This is a genomic window from Burkholderia sp. Ac-20353, assembly GCF_017104785.1.
Taxonomy (GTDB): domain Bacteria; phylum Pseudomonadota; class Gammaproteobacteria; order Burkholderiales; family Burkholderiaceae; genus Burkholderia.
In genome coordinates this window covers 33,823-48,314 of the sequence record NZ_JAAGPL010000008.1, presented here as the reverse complement: position 1 = coordinate 48,314, position 14,492 = coordinate 33,823, and the positions used below count along the sequence as shown (strand labels likewise).

Sequence of the window (14,492 nt, the reverse complement as noted above, 5' to 3'; positions counted from 1 at the left end):
GTTGTTGGCGGAAGGCGAGCTTACGAGCGACGACGATGAGCGTGACCAGTCGGATCCCGATGGCGACGAATCGTCGTCGGATGTCGCGCAGCCTCTCGAGGTAGGAGGGGCGGTTCTAGAGGCGCCGATCGAACTTCCTACGCTACCACCCAGCAGGACGCTCGACCTCAACAAGGCGAACGCTATGATGGAGGCGAGGCAGACGTGCATGATTGGTATCGTTGGTCTGCCCGGTGCCGGAAAGACAGCGTGCCTTGTCAGCGCTTACCTGTTGCTCGCGAAAGGCGAGTTTGACGGGTTCAGCTTCGCCGATAGCGCTACGCTAAGAGCGTTCGAAGAGATCGCGCGGGGGAGCCGGCTGTGGGTGAAGGGCAACCCGCCCGAGCAGATTACGGCACATACGACGCTCACCGATGATCGGGAGGCAGGGTTCCTGCACCTGCGGTTAAGGCGCGACAGCGATGGCAGGCTCTTCGACCTCCTTTTGCCCGATTTACCCGGAGAATGGTCAAAAGAACTCATCGATCTCAGCAACTTTGGGCGCCTGGCATTCTTGAAGTCGTCAAGCGCAATTTGGTTCATGGTTGACGGCCGCGAGTTCGCCAACGTCGAGCGCGTCGCATACGCGCGGTACCGGGCTAGTATTCTCCTCGAGCGGCTAGCGGGCCTACTCGGAGAACACAGACCGCGCATACTGCTCGTTCCGACATGGCGGGATGCGGACGCATTCCCGGCGATCGAATTTGCCGAACTTTCAAAAACTGCAAACAGATTGGATTTCGAAATCGAGATGGCGCCGATTGCATCTTTCTCGTGGAACGACGCTGTGCGGCCGGGCGACGGAGTCGCCAAACTGGTGGAACGGTCCATCTGCCCACCCAAACGGACTCACGTGTTCTGGCCAGTGACTAAAGCTGACCAGGATGACCGCGCGCTATTGGCGTTCAGGGGACAGCAATGAATTCTGGATCGGTAATGCTGGTTGGCGGCCCAGGGTCTGGCAAGACGAACTATATCGCCCGGCTCTGGCTTGCCTTCAGGGCAAGGAAAGGCGCACTGCGCGCCGAGCATCTGCCCACGAATATCCAGTATGTCGACGATGCGGTGCGCCATCTGATGGCACTGAAGTTTGCGCCTAGGTCGGATCGGAACATAGAAGACGGGCGTCGTGACTTCGTGATCGAGGTGCGCGGGAATGGCGGCACGGGTCCACTGAAGAACATTTCCGTTCCAGATATCACTGGCGAGTTATGGAAGCGGGCAGTGGAAACCTACGAGCTGCCCCAAGAATGGATTGACGATTTCCGAGGATCATCCGCGGCAATTCTCTTTCTCCGAGCTCACACTAAGCTCAATGCACAGCCGATGGATTGGGTCACTGCGCGCGACATCCTCCAAATGCATGCGGCTGCGATGGACGATGGGCTTGGTGAAGACTACGACGAGGACGATGATGAGATTGAAGACCCTGCGACTGGGCCGATTGCCGGCCCCGCGGTCGCTGCCGCGCCGACAGTTGCGATAGCCGCTGAGCCAGTCGCAGACGCAGCATTAATAGAGAAGGGCGAGCCAGCACCCCACGTGCCACCGGAAGCCCCCGAGCTGCCGGCGCAGATCGGGTTTTGCGAGTTGCTGCGGTATCTGGAGCTGTTGCTGTCAGATCGGCCTGATAGTTCGCGGCCGAGGGTGGCGGTCGTCGTGACGGCGTGGGATATGCTTGACGCTGCTGCGAAAGCGGCTGGGCCGATGCAATATCTCAAGAAGGAATTCCCGCTTTTTGCGGGTCGAGTTCAGACGCCGGGCCGTTTGGATATCGAACTTTTCGGGATGTCAATTGTCGGCGGCAACCTGAAAGGCACGCTCGAATTTCGGCAGTCGTTGAAGGGGCGGGACCTGTCGGAGGTTGGTTATACCGCTGTGATGAGGAGTGGTGTCATGGTTGAGGATCCGGACGTGACGCTACCTCTCGCTTGGGCACTTGGGGATTGAGGCACCGTTCGTGATCGTCATCGAACAGCAACTACATGGATACCGGCATGGACATGAACTCCTGTCCACGTCCGTGCGCCTGCCTGCGCAAGACCAGAACCTGTTGGACAGACTATCTGACGTCGCGGGTCCTTTGGGACCTAATGAACGCTTTTCGCCTTATCTGACCTGCTATCCGCTACCGAGCGGTTCTCACTACGTGTTCGCTCGGACGTGGCAGGATCTCAGCGCACCCCGGGCAGGTTGTGTGCGAACGAGGTCCCTGCTGATACCAATGCAGGTCTGGATGACCCTGAATGAACCCGTTACGCTTGCCCAAGCAGTTTCAGCAGCGGGGCCGGCCGGTCCGACCGAACCGATTTTTGAGCTTCAGGAACCGGTCAAGCGACTTCCGCGGGTCGAAGGAATTGGCACCGAGCTGCTGGAGGCGCTGTTTCTCGAAGAGCGGATGCCTGTGGCAGTCTTCGGGGCGGAAGTGCCTGAGGTCATCGCCCTTCGATTGCTCACGGCCATCTGGCCGTCATATCGCCGTAATTTTACGCTCTCAACTTTCTGCAATTCACCTCGCTCGATAGCAAGGAAAAGTTTCGATCTTGTATTTGCTCCAGTTGAGGCGAGGTCACGTTTCTCTGACTGGAAGGGGCGTCGCGTCGATGGGCGACGCACCTCTGCAGCCCGACATCGATGGTCGACATCTATCGTTGATCGGGTTTTCCTTTCGCAAAATCCGTCACTTCGTGGGCTCGACGTCCTAGGAGAGATGGCTGGGGATGAGCAGGGACGTGAGGACACGTTGCGAGTTTCCCTTCTTTGGGACGAGCTATTTCGGAAAGTGGCTTCTGAACCACTCGCCGCGCTAGGGCTGCTCGACATTGCCAATACGAGAGCGGCCAAGAACACCTACCTTGTGGGCAGCTTGGGGCCTGCTCTTGCGTCGGCTGCTGCCACGGCCGTAGCCACAATGCCTCCGCGAGATGCATGGGGCTTTTTGCAGGCTCTGGCCAGCAAGGTTGGAAACTCAAAGCTTCGATTGTCCGTCGCCAAATCGATAAGGTCATCAGCAATATCTCTCGCGCGCCAGCGCCCCAAAGACGCTGTCGGGGTAGTTCCAACTATCCTTGCCAAAAGCGGTCAAAAGCTACTTTTGGGCGCGCTTGGAGATGGGCTAGCTGGAGCCGAGACGTGCGATGTTGCTCGAATGCTTGCCGAACTCAAGCCGACCGAACTGTTGGAACTTATGCTTGCCAGCCCGCCTCTTGCGGAAGAAATCCTAAGCGAGGATGTTGACCTCGATAGGCAGGTGGCGGCGGGTCTCGAGGGCACAGGCCCGAAGATGCTGGAAAGCGCACAGCGGCGCTTCCTGCGCCATATGACCGGGGAGCGACATACGGAAGCGTTCCGAATCCTCGTGTCTGGTATGAGCGGGGCAGATATTATTGCTCAGATCAAACGGCTGGATGACGCCACCGGGCTGCGATCGCAGAGTCTCAATGCTGTCCTCGCAGATGAGGCAAAACACGCTGGCGCTGTGCCTCTTGTGCGCGATTTCGTTGCTTCGCTTCGGCGATCCCCAGCAAGCGACGCGATGCTGACAAATCTCGTTGAGCCGACGGAGGAGGACGTTAGATGGCTGGTCGGCCAACCATTTCTCGATCGTACACGCCGTCGTTCGCTTCTGTTGACGCTAATCGATATTGCGCCTAGCCACACCTTGACACGCCTGTTCTCGGCTTCCGGGCTGCTGTCGCGAGTCCGAGCGGTAGTGGGTGATTTCGATGATGTCAGCGAGACATCTTTGGCCAAGATCGCCGGGAATGTACCGTTGGAAACAGAAGAAGGCTTAGCCTTTTTGCTACAAATTCTTCCCCACCTCGAGGAACTGCATGCGGCAGAACTGGCCGCGCACAGCTTATACACTGTGCTCGGCCGAGAGACCGGAGCGTTTCGCGTAACCGCTGTGCAACATCTGCTCGAAACGGCGGGGAAAAGTCTAGATGCAACAAAGGCCATCCAAATCGGCTTATTCGTCGGTGTGCCTTCCAGCATCGCCAGTCAGAACCTTATCCTCTTTGACAGTGCACCGCCCGCTATCAGGGCTCAGTTTGTCGATGTCCCGGAAGCGATCGCCGAAGGAATCATTGAAAGGCACCATCTCGACTTGTCCTACGAGGGAGCGAACGCTGCAGGTCATTTGATATGGGATGCGAGTGAAGGAAATCGTCCTGCCTTTGCATGGGCGTCTGCGGCGCTCTTGCCATTTGCCATGCGCGAACGCTGCCAACCGGCATCGGCACTAATCGCCGCTGCCTTTCCCGCCGTATATTACGGACTGCAACAGGAGCGCACCCCAGATTTCTTTTCGCTCCTCATGTTTCCTTTTGTTGATTGGGACCGTTGCAAGACTGCTCGTCGAGAACTAGCCACAGGGTTTTCAGGCTCGGAATGGCTTGCTACTGACATAGCTTTGGCTGCTGTGCGGGCCGGCGATGCGCCCCGCATCCTCAGAGTCGTCGCTCGCTCTCCCCATGGACGCTCGGCCATATCAGCGATTGAGCGCGACATAGGAAAAATCCAATCGCCGTGGCGCGAAACGATACAGTTGGCACTTTCAGAGATTCGTAAATCGACTAGTGAATAGATGAATGGTGGTTTGTCTCGGCGCGTATGCTCGAAGCCGTCGGCGTACTTTGGGTATTGATTCAACGCACGGCTATCACACGTTACTTTACCGGGAGCAATTCAACATCGGAGCTGGGTCTCAACCCGCCTCACACACGAAATTACGGAGACCACTACGGGCAAACACATCATCGCTCAAACGAACTAGGCAGTTTTTACCTGAGGCGCCACAACATCTAGCCACGCTGTGATTTCCTGAGGAGCCTTGCCTTCCGAGCGGATATCAAATAACACGCCGCTCTGAGTTCGAACGTAACACGGGGTGAACGCGCGCGCTAAATCGCGGCTGTTGTCGACGAGCACAGCTGCGTCCGCTACGGTCAACGCGGCACCGATGGCCTTTTGCGTGCGTGGGAACCGCGCGAGGATTTTTTGCTCGCCTACATCGTGCCCACCGGCGGCCACCCGAGTGGCCACGCGTCCTAAGGAAAGCGCTGCACTGCTCAATCCCACAAAGAGGAGCACGACGAAATAGCCCGCGGCCTGTAGGTTGCGGATCAAATCAATCTTGCTCTCATGTCCCCCACCAGGCAAGGCTCTCCAATGCGAAAAGACCGTCTCCGTTGCAAATGGAACCTGATTGGCCATTGCCTGTGCGACAAAGCTCTCAACCCCCTTTTGCGCGACCTGCATCCACATTGTGTCAGTGTCCCGCAAGGCCTGTGCCCATGGGCGCAGTAGCCCCTTTCTGTCCTTTTCTGGAAGAATCGACAACATCATTCGATCAGCATTAATTAGCGGAATCCGGATGTCATCCACAACATGCTCATACCACATGGTCGACTTGCCAGAACCGTTGTGCCCTGCCAAGACAATGGCGAGCGGTTTGCCCGAGGCGACCGCCAGCTTAACGACGTCATTTACTGATTTTTGTATTGGTGTTTTTCGTGCCATACGTAGACTAGGCCGGGGATTTCTCTGGTTTGAACTGCCCCTTGACGAAGTGGCCCCGCTCCACCTTCCCGTGCAGACGGCGGACAACTCTTTGTGGGTCGAGCGGATCGGCCGTGAACACAGGCACTCCAGGTGGATGACGCAAAGTCACCCCTGGTTTAACTAGCCGTTCACCGAGACCTTTCGCCACTTTTTTACTGGCTGTGACCGCGCGCTTAATATTGGCCTCGGTCGGTTTCTGCACCGAAACAGAGACGTGCCCAAACTTTACTTCTACGACGGACAGCACGCCTTTTCCCGCGCCTCTGACCAGCAGGGCGCCGCTGCCTGCGCCCTTGCTAGAGTGCTTCGCAGCCACGACGGCTTTCGCGGCCTTGCTAGCACGTTTCGCAGCCACGACAACTTCTGCGGCCTTGCTAGCACGTTTCGCCGGTACGACAACTTCCGCATGCTTGCTGGCACGTTTCGCAGCCACGACAACTTCTGCGGCTTTGCTAGCACGTTTCGCTGGTACGACAACTTCCGCATGCTTGCTGGCACGTTTCGCGGCCACGACAACTTCTGCGGCTTTGCCAGCACGTTTCGCTGGTACGACAACTTCCGCATGCTTGCTGGCACGTTTCGCGGCCACGACAACTTCTGCGGCTTTGCTAGCAGGTTTCGCTGGTACAACAACATCCGCACCCTTGCTGGCACGTTTCGCAGCCATGACAACTTCCGCGCTCTTGCTAGCACGTTTCGTCGCCATGCCTTCCGGTGCAACTTTGCCAGCAGTCGCTTTTGCCGACTTGCGCGTCACCGTCGTTACTCGCTTAATTCCAGGCACAATCGACCTCCACGCATCGCATTCCTGTTTGAGTATTTTACCCGCCAAGCAGATTTTCCCACCACAAATCGGATCGATATCCGGTCTGATGACCCGGCTCTAAGTGCCTCGAAAGCGTAAGCTGGCTAGGGTAGCCTGTGGCGCCTTTATATTTGACATAACTATCTTTATCGCAGAAATTGGGGTCGCACGGAAAATCAAGTTCCTCGGTCACAAACCCCGCTGTAGAATTTTCGCACCAAGAATACTTACAACGGGGTCGTATGAAAAACAAGATGCTGAGGCTGGGGTGTGGTTTATCTTGCGTGCTGGTTCTTTCCGCATGCGGCAGCACCCCGCCAACACCAATCGGTTCTGACACCTATTTCTCATCCAAGATCAACTCAGCAGGTATCTTCGGCGACCCAGGGTCTGTTGCGGGGACGTTGATGATGGACGGAAACAAGTTCTGCGCTGGCATGGGCAAGCAGTTCGAGATGGTTACGCAGAATGTGCGGCCCGTCATTGCCGGGCAAAGCGCTGGCGGGGCCTCGATCACATTCAAGTGTGTAGTGCATGCGGGAAACCCCGTGATGCGACCAGACAATGGTGTTTCCACCATACAAAATCAGTAATCGTCACCGTCAGCCAGGATCGTGGCCGGCTTACCCGGCCACGTTTTACATCCCGGTGAGCTTGCGTGCAATTTCGTCGGCGGGCCCGCTCAGCGTCACCATATGTTCATTGGCGAAATGAACATTGGTCTGTTCCTCGTCGTATTGCTGAACGTGCGTTACACGCTCCGGATTGACGAAGACGATGTTCCCGTAGACATCCTTGAACTCGACGTAGTGCGCCATTTTTCACTCCTTCGGTTAGGTTGTTCCAGCCGTTCACTGCTCCTTAACCCTGCACAAGCTCCGGCCTCCACTCGCGGACGACCGCTTCGAACTGCGGGCCGTAGCCCAGCGTGTCCGGGTAGCTGTTTGCGCGCGTTGCAAGCCGGAAGACAGTCACGACGTCTTCCACGATGTCGTCGTCCAGGCCCCAGGCCGTAGTAATGTCGAATCCGCCGCATTGGCCGGCATTCCACCATGCCAACAAGAAGTCAGCGACGCGCCGGCTCTGGCCCGTGTCGCTGGACGCGATTCGTAGAAGGTTCTCGAGTGCCTGCTTTTCGGACGGCATCATCTGCTCGGGACGCATCGTTTTTACCTCACTCGCCGTAGGGGTGATTCGCGCGATGGCGATCGACGATCCAGAGACGGTGCCCGCCAGACGATACCCATGCACTGAAGATCGCGCCGACCGAAAGGATGGCCGCCCCGACCAGCATCTGCTTCAGGTGCCGATTCGCGTTGACGGGCTGGGTGGGTCTCTGCTGCTGCATGGTGGCTCCCCGGTGGTTTGAGCGTTCCACTCTAGCACTACGGCACCGATTTATCCGTGACCCCTATCATGCCCCGGCGAGTAGAATGCTCAAAACCGTACGGGGTCCGACGATGATTCTTTGGCGCTCGATCTTAGGTTTCATTGGTTTTGCCATAATCTTCGGCGCGATCAAGTCGTGCTGGGTGCATCTTCAGTGCCCGCTCTGTGGCACATATTCAAACATCCAGTATCAAGGGCGGGCGAACTTCAACGTCTACGAAAAGAGCCCCGACGTGACCTATTGCATCACGAACTACTCGCCCGAAATGGGGTTTATAAACAAGTGCTACACCTTCAGGCTCGAAGAAGTCGAGAATGACGACGCCTTCAATCTGCGGGTGACCGACAAAGCACGCAAAGAGCATCCTGCCGAGATTCTCTTCGACTCAAAGAGCGAGAGACGCCACATCGCCGGAGACGTATGGGTTTGCGACGGCACGTTCATTGGCACCTATGATCGCCAAGTCCAGTGATCAGCAATGACAAGTCACCGGCAATCCACAAGGTTATGCACCGTTTCTGTGGATAACCGCCCGATTTCTGAAGACGGTTTTGACGTGCATTAGATGTATCTTGGTCGAATGACCGTTAGTTGCTTTCGCGATATCCACCACGCATACGTTGGTGCCGAACTCAGAAGTTCTTGACCAGGCGTGGGACGCTGGTTTTCGAAGGCTCGAGATATAGGCCGGCGCGGCTTCGGTGTGACGTTCGCCGCTGGGTAGACTTCGAGCACCTGCAACAGCGCCTTCCTGACCATTTCCCGGAACTTCTTGTCTGAGTTGACGCCCGAGCCGAATTGCAAGCTTGAGCGCTTCCCAAGGCACGGTCGTCGGTGAACGCAGCGAAAAGTTGCGGTAGATCAGCCAGCATGTCGATCGCCGTGGCTCGCATCCACTGCTCCATCTGCTGCTGCAGTTGGAGCTGAACGTCCTGCGGAAGTGTCGGCAAGGGGACTGCGGCGGCGTCTTCGAACAGCGCTATCTGAACCATTGGGCGGAGCGGCATCGAGTTCTCCTGGTGGGCTTGGGCTATCTGTCGCGGCTAGCCTGTGTGTATGTTCGCCAATCGACGCAGGACCAGGTGCAGAACAACCTCGAGAGCCAGCGTCGGCAATATGCGCTGGTTGAGCGCGCTCGGCAATTGGGATGGGAGCGCGTGGAGGTGGCGGCCGCAAGCTCGGTCATCCACGCGGGGACGGACACCGTCGTGCCATTAGAGCGCCGGATGACGTAGCAGGGCTCATCGTTGACGTAATGCAGCCGGACCACCGCGAGACGCTCACCCACAAGGGGGTGGAAGCGGTAGCGCACTACGATGTCATGCGAGAGATGTTGACGGGCAGAATGACGTACCCTTGTTCAAGCGCGTGAAGCACCGTTTGCATCTGGAGGCCGTTTCCGGACTCTCCTGGTTCGCCCATGTGCAGGACCTGAGCGCCAAGATCCTCAGCGACAATCTCGCCGCACTGCTGAGCCTGACCGCGCTCGCCGAGCGCGACGGGCAGATCGATGCGGATTCGCCCTCCATCATCCACACGCCGAACGGCACGCAGTGGAAGATCAACCGCACATGTGCGTTCGCTCACGTTCGCCAGTGTCTGCCGCGCTGGCTGCGTGAGGCCACCGTGCCTACCATCGATGAGCTTGCCCGCCTGCTTCGTCATCTTGCCGCCAACATCATCCGATTCATCCCCGAACGAATTCGTCCTCGACCTCCGCAACCCAAGCCGCACAAACCTTTTGCCGCCAAAACCGTTATGTAGACATCCTTAAGTTGCGAGGATTGTTAACGCCCCGCCCCCAAATAAATAATCAATCAAATCAGTCACTCCGTGACTGGTCTTTCCATCTATTTAGCTACTAAACATATAAAAAGCGTCAGATTCTATTATGTAAAATTGTGCGCGCTCTTCCGCGTAGCACAATGCATGACGAGCATCGTGTCGCAACTGCCGCATTAAGAGGAGCGGCGGATCTACCGTTAAAGTACTTCGTGTATGCGGTGACGTCGGAATGGACGCTTGGGTCAGCCTACATCTTCAACAACGTGCGCGTGAGTGGCGAGAACTCGACGCGCTTTCATCAGCTGAATCCGAGCGCGAACTACGCGTTGTCGAAGCGCACTGCGCTTTACGCTGTCGCGATTGCACAAAAGGCGTCCGGTGCGGGACTTGGGGTTGATCCGGCGACAGCGGCGGTGGAAACGGGTCCGATAACCGTATATGTAGATCGTGAGCAACGTTCGAGTCGCATGGTGTCATTGCCGCCCGGCTACGGACGCTGTGATTCAGGTCCTGGCCGCCAGGGGACCGTTGAGTCTGACGCTGCGAATTACTCAATTTTTTACAAGCGAGCCAAGCTCGCTTCCTTTAACTTCGGGTTAACCGGCGGTGAGACATCTTCCCGCGATTGGGCCTACCCTCGGCATTCGCTTGGATGCGTCGACACCTGCATCACTATCAAGGAGTCCGCATGAATCTTTTTGAACTCGATAACCGCCTCGCTGAGCTGGGCATTGAACTGCCATCACCGAAGGCCGCGGCCGCTAACTATGTGCCAACCTTATTAGCGGGTGGGTTCTTGTACATTTCTGGACAAGTAGCCTTCAAACGCGGAATTCCTTTTGCTGTGGGCCAAGTCGGCAAGGACGTCAGTAAGGAGGAGGCGAGAGAAGCCGCACGACTTTGCGGAATGGAGCTGCTGTCGCAACTTCGGTCGCAGTTGACCAACAACCTGAGCTTGATTCGCGTCTGCTCATTGACAGGATACGTGCACGCTGACACCGAATTTGTGGACCATCCAGAAGTCGTCAACGGCGCCTCGGACATTCTTGTTCAGGTCCTGGGCGAGAAGGGCCGGCACAGTCGCACTGCAGTTGGCGTATCAAGTCTACGCTTCCGTTGTCCAGTGGAAGTTTCCGCTATTATTCGGCTTGGTCAATAGCGACGGAGAGTACGCGTTGGCTCTTAGAAACGGAGCGATCGAAGCCTTACAGGTAAATTTTAACGGCTTGTTTTTTTGGGGAGAGCACCCGCCATTGCGATTGCAGCAACTGAGCTGAGTTCGAGGGGCTCTTGCAGGGCGTCAAGAGTTCACGAGGCGAAAACTCGAAACAGCAATAACGCTCGGGGGGAGCGCGAAAGCGCTTAGTACTACAGCGGTATGTGCGTTGGGAGCACACCGCAGCGGCGTCGATAATCACACTGCCGGGCTCGGTACTGATGTCGATGTCGCCGTGTGTCCACGACAGCATATGCTCGATGGAGTGCAGCGTTCGCCATCGCAGGCGACCCAATAGCCGGCGGATCTCCCGGATGCAGAACGGCAGTTATCCAACAAATATTCCATCCCCGAGGTCCACAGCGGCACACAAATATATCGCCGCGTCCGGCGAAACAATGTCGGACGATCGATGACCCTATCTAGTTGAGGAAGACGGAATGCGGGACGTGATTGCAAATCTCCAGGGCTCGAAGATTCGGGAAATCGCGAACGCCGGCATAGGGCGTGACGATGTGCTCGCGTTCTGGTTTGGCGAAAGTGATGAAGTAACCCCGGATGTGATTCGACGCGCGGCCGTCGAATCGCTTGCGCGTGGCGAGACTTTCTACGCGCAAAACATCGGCCTGCCAGAACTGCGTAAAGCTCTTGCTCAGTACACGAGCGAACTGCACCAGACCGTAGACGTGAACCGCATCGCAGTGACATCCGCTGGTGTCAACGGGTTGATGTTGGCTGTCCAGGCACTGGTGGACGCTGGAGATGAGGTAGTCGTGATCACACCAGTCTGGCCCAACCTCGTGGCGCAGCCGACAATCATGGGCGCCGTGGTCCGTTGCGTGCCACTCGAGCCGATCGACGGTGCTTGGACACTGGACATGGAAGCGCTACTCGCCGCCGTGACGGACAGAACGCGATTATTGATGATCAATGCGCCGAACAATCCGACTGGCTGGGCACTCACCCGCGACGAGCAGCAGCGCATCCTGGATCATTGCCGCAAAACCTCGACCTGGCTGCTGGCCGACGAGGTGTACGAGCGGCTCTACTATGAGGAGACCACCAACAGGTGTGCGCCGAGCTTTCTTGATATCGCCGCGCCGGACGACCGCCTGATCGTGGCACACAGTTTCTCCAAGAGCTTTCTCATGACCGGATGGCGTCTTGGCTGGCTCGTCATGCCTGAGTCCCTTACCGACGCGATGGGCAAACTCATAGAGTTCAACACGTCTTGCGCAAGCGTGTTCACCCAGCGGGCCGCCATCGCGGCCCTGGCGCATCGCGAAGAGATCACGCCTCGCATCGTGGCCCACTTCAAGATTTGCCGCGACACACTGGTAGCGCTCCTTGCCGCGCTGGACGGCGTACAGGTGGCGCCCGCACGGGGTGGCATGTATGCCTTCTTCAAGCTCGACGGCTTCGACGATGCCGTCGAAGTCGCCAAGCGCCTGGTTGTCGAAGTAGGACTGGGCCTGGCGCCAGGTGAAGCGTTTGCACCGGAAGCAGCAGGATGGCTCCGCTGGTGTTTTGCGTCGAAGGACGTTGGCCGCCTGGAAGAGGGTGTGCGTCGGCTCAAATCATGGCTCGAGATCAACCGGCCGTTATCGTAGACCTGAGCCGCGCAAAGATACCGAATCCTAATGCCAACGCCCAGCAGCACATCGCGTGGAGGCGACCGCCCTACGATGACAGCAAGCATTGCCGTCGTCCCCTCACAGACTGACGCAATCGAAGTGCCCGTTGCGCCATCTACCTCTCACGGACGGGATTTCTTGCCGGGAAACTCGATATCGAATCCTGTCTTTCATCCATACCATCCATAAGGAGCTATACGTGACACACGCGTTGGAATTGATTGCTGCCGTTTTTACTCCATTTGATAACGAAGGCGCGCTAAACCTCGGCGCCATTCGCTTACAAGCGGAGCGATTGATCAACGACGACGTGGACGGCGTATTCGTCTGCGGCACGATGGGGGAAGGCACATCCCTGACCACGGCTGAACGCAAGAAAGTCCTGGCGGAATGGATCGCAGTGGCGGGCAAGCGGCTTAAAGTGCTGGTCCACGTCGGGCATACTTGCATTGAAGATGCGCGAGACTTGGCTGCGCACGCGCAATCGGTCGGCGCGGCAGGAATCGCGTCCGTCCCGCCGTTCTTCCTGAAGCCGGTGAATACGGCAGATCTGGTCGCATGTCTCGCGAAGGTGGCTGCGTCTGCACCCGACTTGCCTTTCTACTACTATCACATCCCGATCGCAACGGGGATCACCACACCTGCCAGCGAACTCGTGCCGCTTCTCGTGGATGCGATCCCCAACTTCGCCGGGATCAAGTTTACCGACGACAACATGGCCGATCTCGCAAATGCGACCATGCAGTGTCTGCCGACGAGAAATGTCTACTTCGGCCGTGACGACTTGTTGATCGACGCCATGGATCAAGGCGTGCGCGGCGCTGTGGGGATGTCCTACAACTTCGCGGGCAAGCACTTCCGGAGGCTGTTCGATGCGTACCAGAACGGAGACAAGGCACGTGCCGCTTCACTTCAAGACGACGCGAAGGCTCTGATCGGTTTGGCATTCCCGCAAGGGCTGGTGAACGTCATTAAGGCTATCAGCGTGCAAGCATCCGTCGACTGCGGCCCCGTGCGACTCCCGCTGCATACCGTGAGCCAGGAACACCTGAAAGAACTCGTTGAGGCATCTGGTGCGGGTGCCTCGCTCGGCCGATTGCTTTCCTAAAACGTACACCACCACGCCGTCCCCGTCTCGACCGGGCACGGCGTGTCATCTACGACAACAGGAATCCACTTGGGCCCTTCAACCAATTGCGGAGAATGCGATGCCTACATACGAAACCACAAATACTGCTTTGCTTTGCGTGGATCTGTATAACGATTTTCTGAGTGAAGGTGGAAAGTTGTTTCCCTGGATCAAGGACATCGCCAAAGAGAACAATATGCACGACAACCTTCGGACGATCGTCCGAACGGCGCGCGAAGCGGGCATTACGATTTTTCATGTTCCACACCATCGCTGGCAGCCGGGCGATTATGTTGACTGGAAATATCCATCGCCTTATCAATTGGGAGCCGCGCAGCGCCAGACATTCGCGAAAGGTACATGGGGAGGGACTTTCCATGACGATTTTCAAGTCCAGCCCGTTGATATCGTCGCCACGGAACACTGGGCGTCAAGCGGGTTTCCGAATACCGACCTTGATCAGTTACTCAAGAGAAACTGCAAGGAAAAGATCATCTTGATTGGCCTGCTTGCGAACACTTGCCTCGAAGCGACGGCGCGAATCGGGATGGAACTCGGCTACCATGTAACCCTTGTTCGCGATGCGACGTCTGCTCGTTCACGTGAAGCCCTGCACGCAGCGCTGGATATTGACGGCCCCACTTATGCGCACGAAATCCTGACCACTGCGGAACTGGTAGACGCGATCAAAAATACACCCGCCGAAGCATGATCAGGGCGTCAATCCGTACACGCGAAGCACGCCTTCGCGCATACAGATACGAGGCGCAACGATCCAGCCCGCCTGCAACCGGTCGGCTGCGCCCTCCTTCGGCAGCGCGACGACCTCACCGCGTTCTTTGCCCTTCCTGCCAATGAACGGAGCATCACACGGTCGCCGCCACGCAGGCGATCGATATCCTGCGCCGCACCGCGTTACGCTGGCGCGC

At 57.3% G+C, this 14,492-nt stretch carries 16 protein-coding genes and 1 pseudogene; 12 read left to right on the top strand and 5 right to left on the bottom strand.

Translation table 11 applies throughout. The features are described 5' to 3' along the window. Nucleotide 1 precedes the first annotated feature (1 nt). From G3N94_RS03950 to G3N94_RS03940, 3 genes are read left to right on the top strand one after another with little or no spacing between them, the layout of a single operon-like run. Complete coding sequence (locus tag G3N94_RS03950) at nt 2-961, top strand: hypothetical protein (RefSeq protein ID WP_205790792.1); 960 nt, start codon at nt 2-4, stop codon at nt 959-961. Beyond that, nucleotides 958-1,989: a hypothetical protein gene (locus G3N94_RS03945; RefSeq protein ID WP_205790791.1), complete on the top strand. Its 1,032-nt coding sequence runs from the start codon at nt 958-960 to the stop codon at nt 1,987-1,989. Before G3N94_RS03950 ends, G3N94_RS03945 begins: the two co-directional genes overlap by 4 nt. A gap of 10 nt (nt 1,990-1,999) precedes the next feature. Then, nucleotides 2,000-4,627, top strand: a complete 2,628-nt coding sequence (locus G3N94_RS03940) for a hypothetical protein (RefSeq protein WP_346778641.1) — start codon at nt 2,000-2,002, stop codon at nt 4,625-4,627. 185 nt (nt 4,628-4,812) lie between these two features. Here the strand turns inward: G3N94_RS03940 and G3N94_RS03935 are convergent, their stop codons facing one another. Further along, the gene (locus tag G3N94_RS03935) at nt 4,813-5,562 is read right to left on the bottom strand and encodes a zeta toxin family protein (protein WP_205790789.1); all 750 of its coding nucleotides are present in this window, start codon (nt 5,560-5,562) and stop codon (nt 4,813-4,815) included. Between the two features lie 7 nt (nt 5,563-5,569). Continuing rightward, nucleotides 5,570-6,436: a hypothetical protein gene (locus tag G3N94_RS42175; RefSeq protein ID WP_241021562.1), complete on the bottom strand. Its 867-nt coding sequence runs from the start codon at nt 6,434-6,436 to the stop codon at nt 5,570-5,572. Nucleotides 6,437-6,651: 215 nt separating this feature from the next. Here G3N94_RS42175 and G3N94_RS03925 point away from each other — a divergent pair, with 215 nt between their 5' ends. Further along, nucleotides 6,652-7,002, top strand: a complete 351-nt coding sequence (locus G3N94_RS03925) for a hypothetical protein (RefSeq protein WP_205790788.1) — start codon at nt 6,652-6,654, stop codon at nt 7,000-7,002. A gap of 45 nt (nt 7,003-7,047) precedes the next feature. Here G3N94_RS03925 and G3N94_RS03920 read toward each other — a convergent pair whose 3' ends face one another. The 3 genes from G3N94_RS03920 to G3N94_RS03910 are packed head-to-tail and all read right to left on the bottom strand — an operon-like array spanning nt 7,048 to nt 7,757. Beyond that, the gene (locus G3N94_RS03920; RefSeq protein WP_205790787.1) at nt 7,048-7,227 is read right to left on the bottom strand and encodes a hypothetical protein; all 180 of its coding nucleotides are present in this window, start codon (nt 7,225-7,227) and stop codon (nt 7,048-7,050) included. A 43-nt stretch (nt 7,228-7,270) separates the two neighbouring features. Next, nucleotides 7,271-7,573, bottom strand: a complete 303-nt coding sequence (locus G3N94_RS03915) for a hypothetical protein (protein ID WP_205790786.1) — start codon at nt 7,571-7,573, stop codon at nt 7,271-7,273. Nucleotides 7,574-7,583: 10 nt separating this feature from the next. Beyond that, entirely contained in the window at nt 7,584-7,757 is a 174-nt protein-coding gene (locus G3N94_RS03910) for a hypothetical protein (protein ID WP_205790785.1), read from the bottom strand. Between the two features lie 85 nt (nt 7,758-7,842). Here G3N94_RS03910 and G3N94_RS03905 point away from each other — a divergent pair, with 85 nt between their 5' ends. The 8 genes and pseudogenes from G3N94_RS03905 (at nt 7,843) to G3N94_RS03870 (ending at nt 14,275) form a co-directional block, all read left to right on the top strand. Then, nucleotides 7,843-8,271: a hypothetical protein gene (locus G3N94_RS03905; protein WP_205790784.1), complete on the top strand. Its 429-nt coding sequence runs from the start codon at nt 7,843-7,845 to the stop codon at nt 8,269-8,271. Nucleotides 8,272-8,716: 445 nt separating this feature from the next. After that, nucleotides 8,717-9,034 carry a recombinase family protein gene (locus G3N94_RS42170; RefSeq protein WP_241021561.1) on the top strand — a complete coding sequence of 106 codons (318 nt, stop codon included), beginning with the start codon at nt 8,717-8,719 and terminating at the stop codon, nt 9,032-9,034. A 121-nt stretch (nt 9,035-9,155) separates the two neighbouring features. Next, nucleotides 9,156-9,563: a hypothetical protein gene (locus tag G3N94_RS03895; RefSeq protein WP_205790782.1), complete on the top strand. Its 408-nt coding sequence runs from the start codon at nt 9,156-9,158 to the stop codon at nt 9,561-9,563. A 305-nt stretch (nt 9,564-9,868) separates the two neighbouring features. Further along, a pseudogene (locus tag G3N94_RS03890) lies at nt 9,869-9,982 on the top strand (porin); the annotation flags it as partial. 290 nt (nt 9,983-10,272) lie between these two features. Further along, entirely contained in the window at nt 10,273-10,743 is a 471-nt protein-coding gene (locus tag G3N94_RS03885; RefSeq protein ID WP_205790781.1) for a RidA family protein, read from the top strand. Between the two features lie 497 nt (nt 10,744-11,240). Beyond that, entirely contained in the window at nt 11,241-12,410 is a 1,170-nt protein-coding gene (locus tag G3N94_RS03880) for a pyridoxal phosphate-dependent aminotransferase (protein WP_205790780.1), read from the top strand. A gap of 223 nt (nt 12,411-12,633) precedes the next feature. Then, a complete protein-coding gene (locus G3N94_RS03875; RefSeq protein ID WP_205790779.1) occupies nt 12,634-13,542 on the top strand; it encodes a dihydrodipicolinate synthase family protein in 909 nt (302 codons plus the stop codon). Nucleotides 13,543-13,642: 100 nt separating this feature from the next. Next, nucleotides 13,643-14,275, top strand: coding sequence for an isochorismatase family cysteine hydrolase (locus G3N94_RS03870; RefSeq protein WP_205790778.1), 633 nt, complete (start codon nt 13,643-13,645; stop codon nt 14,273-14,275). Nucleotides 14,276-14,492: the final 217 nt, after the last annotated feature.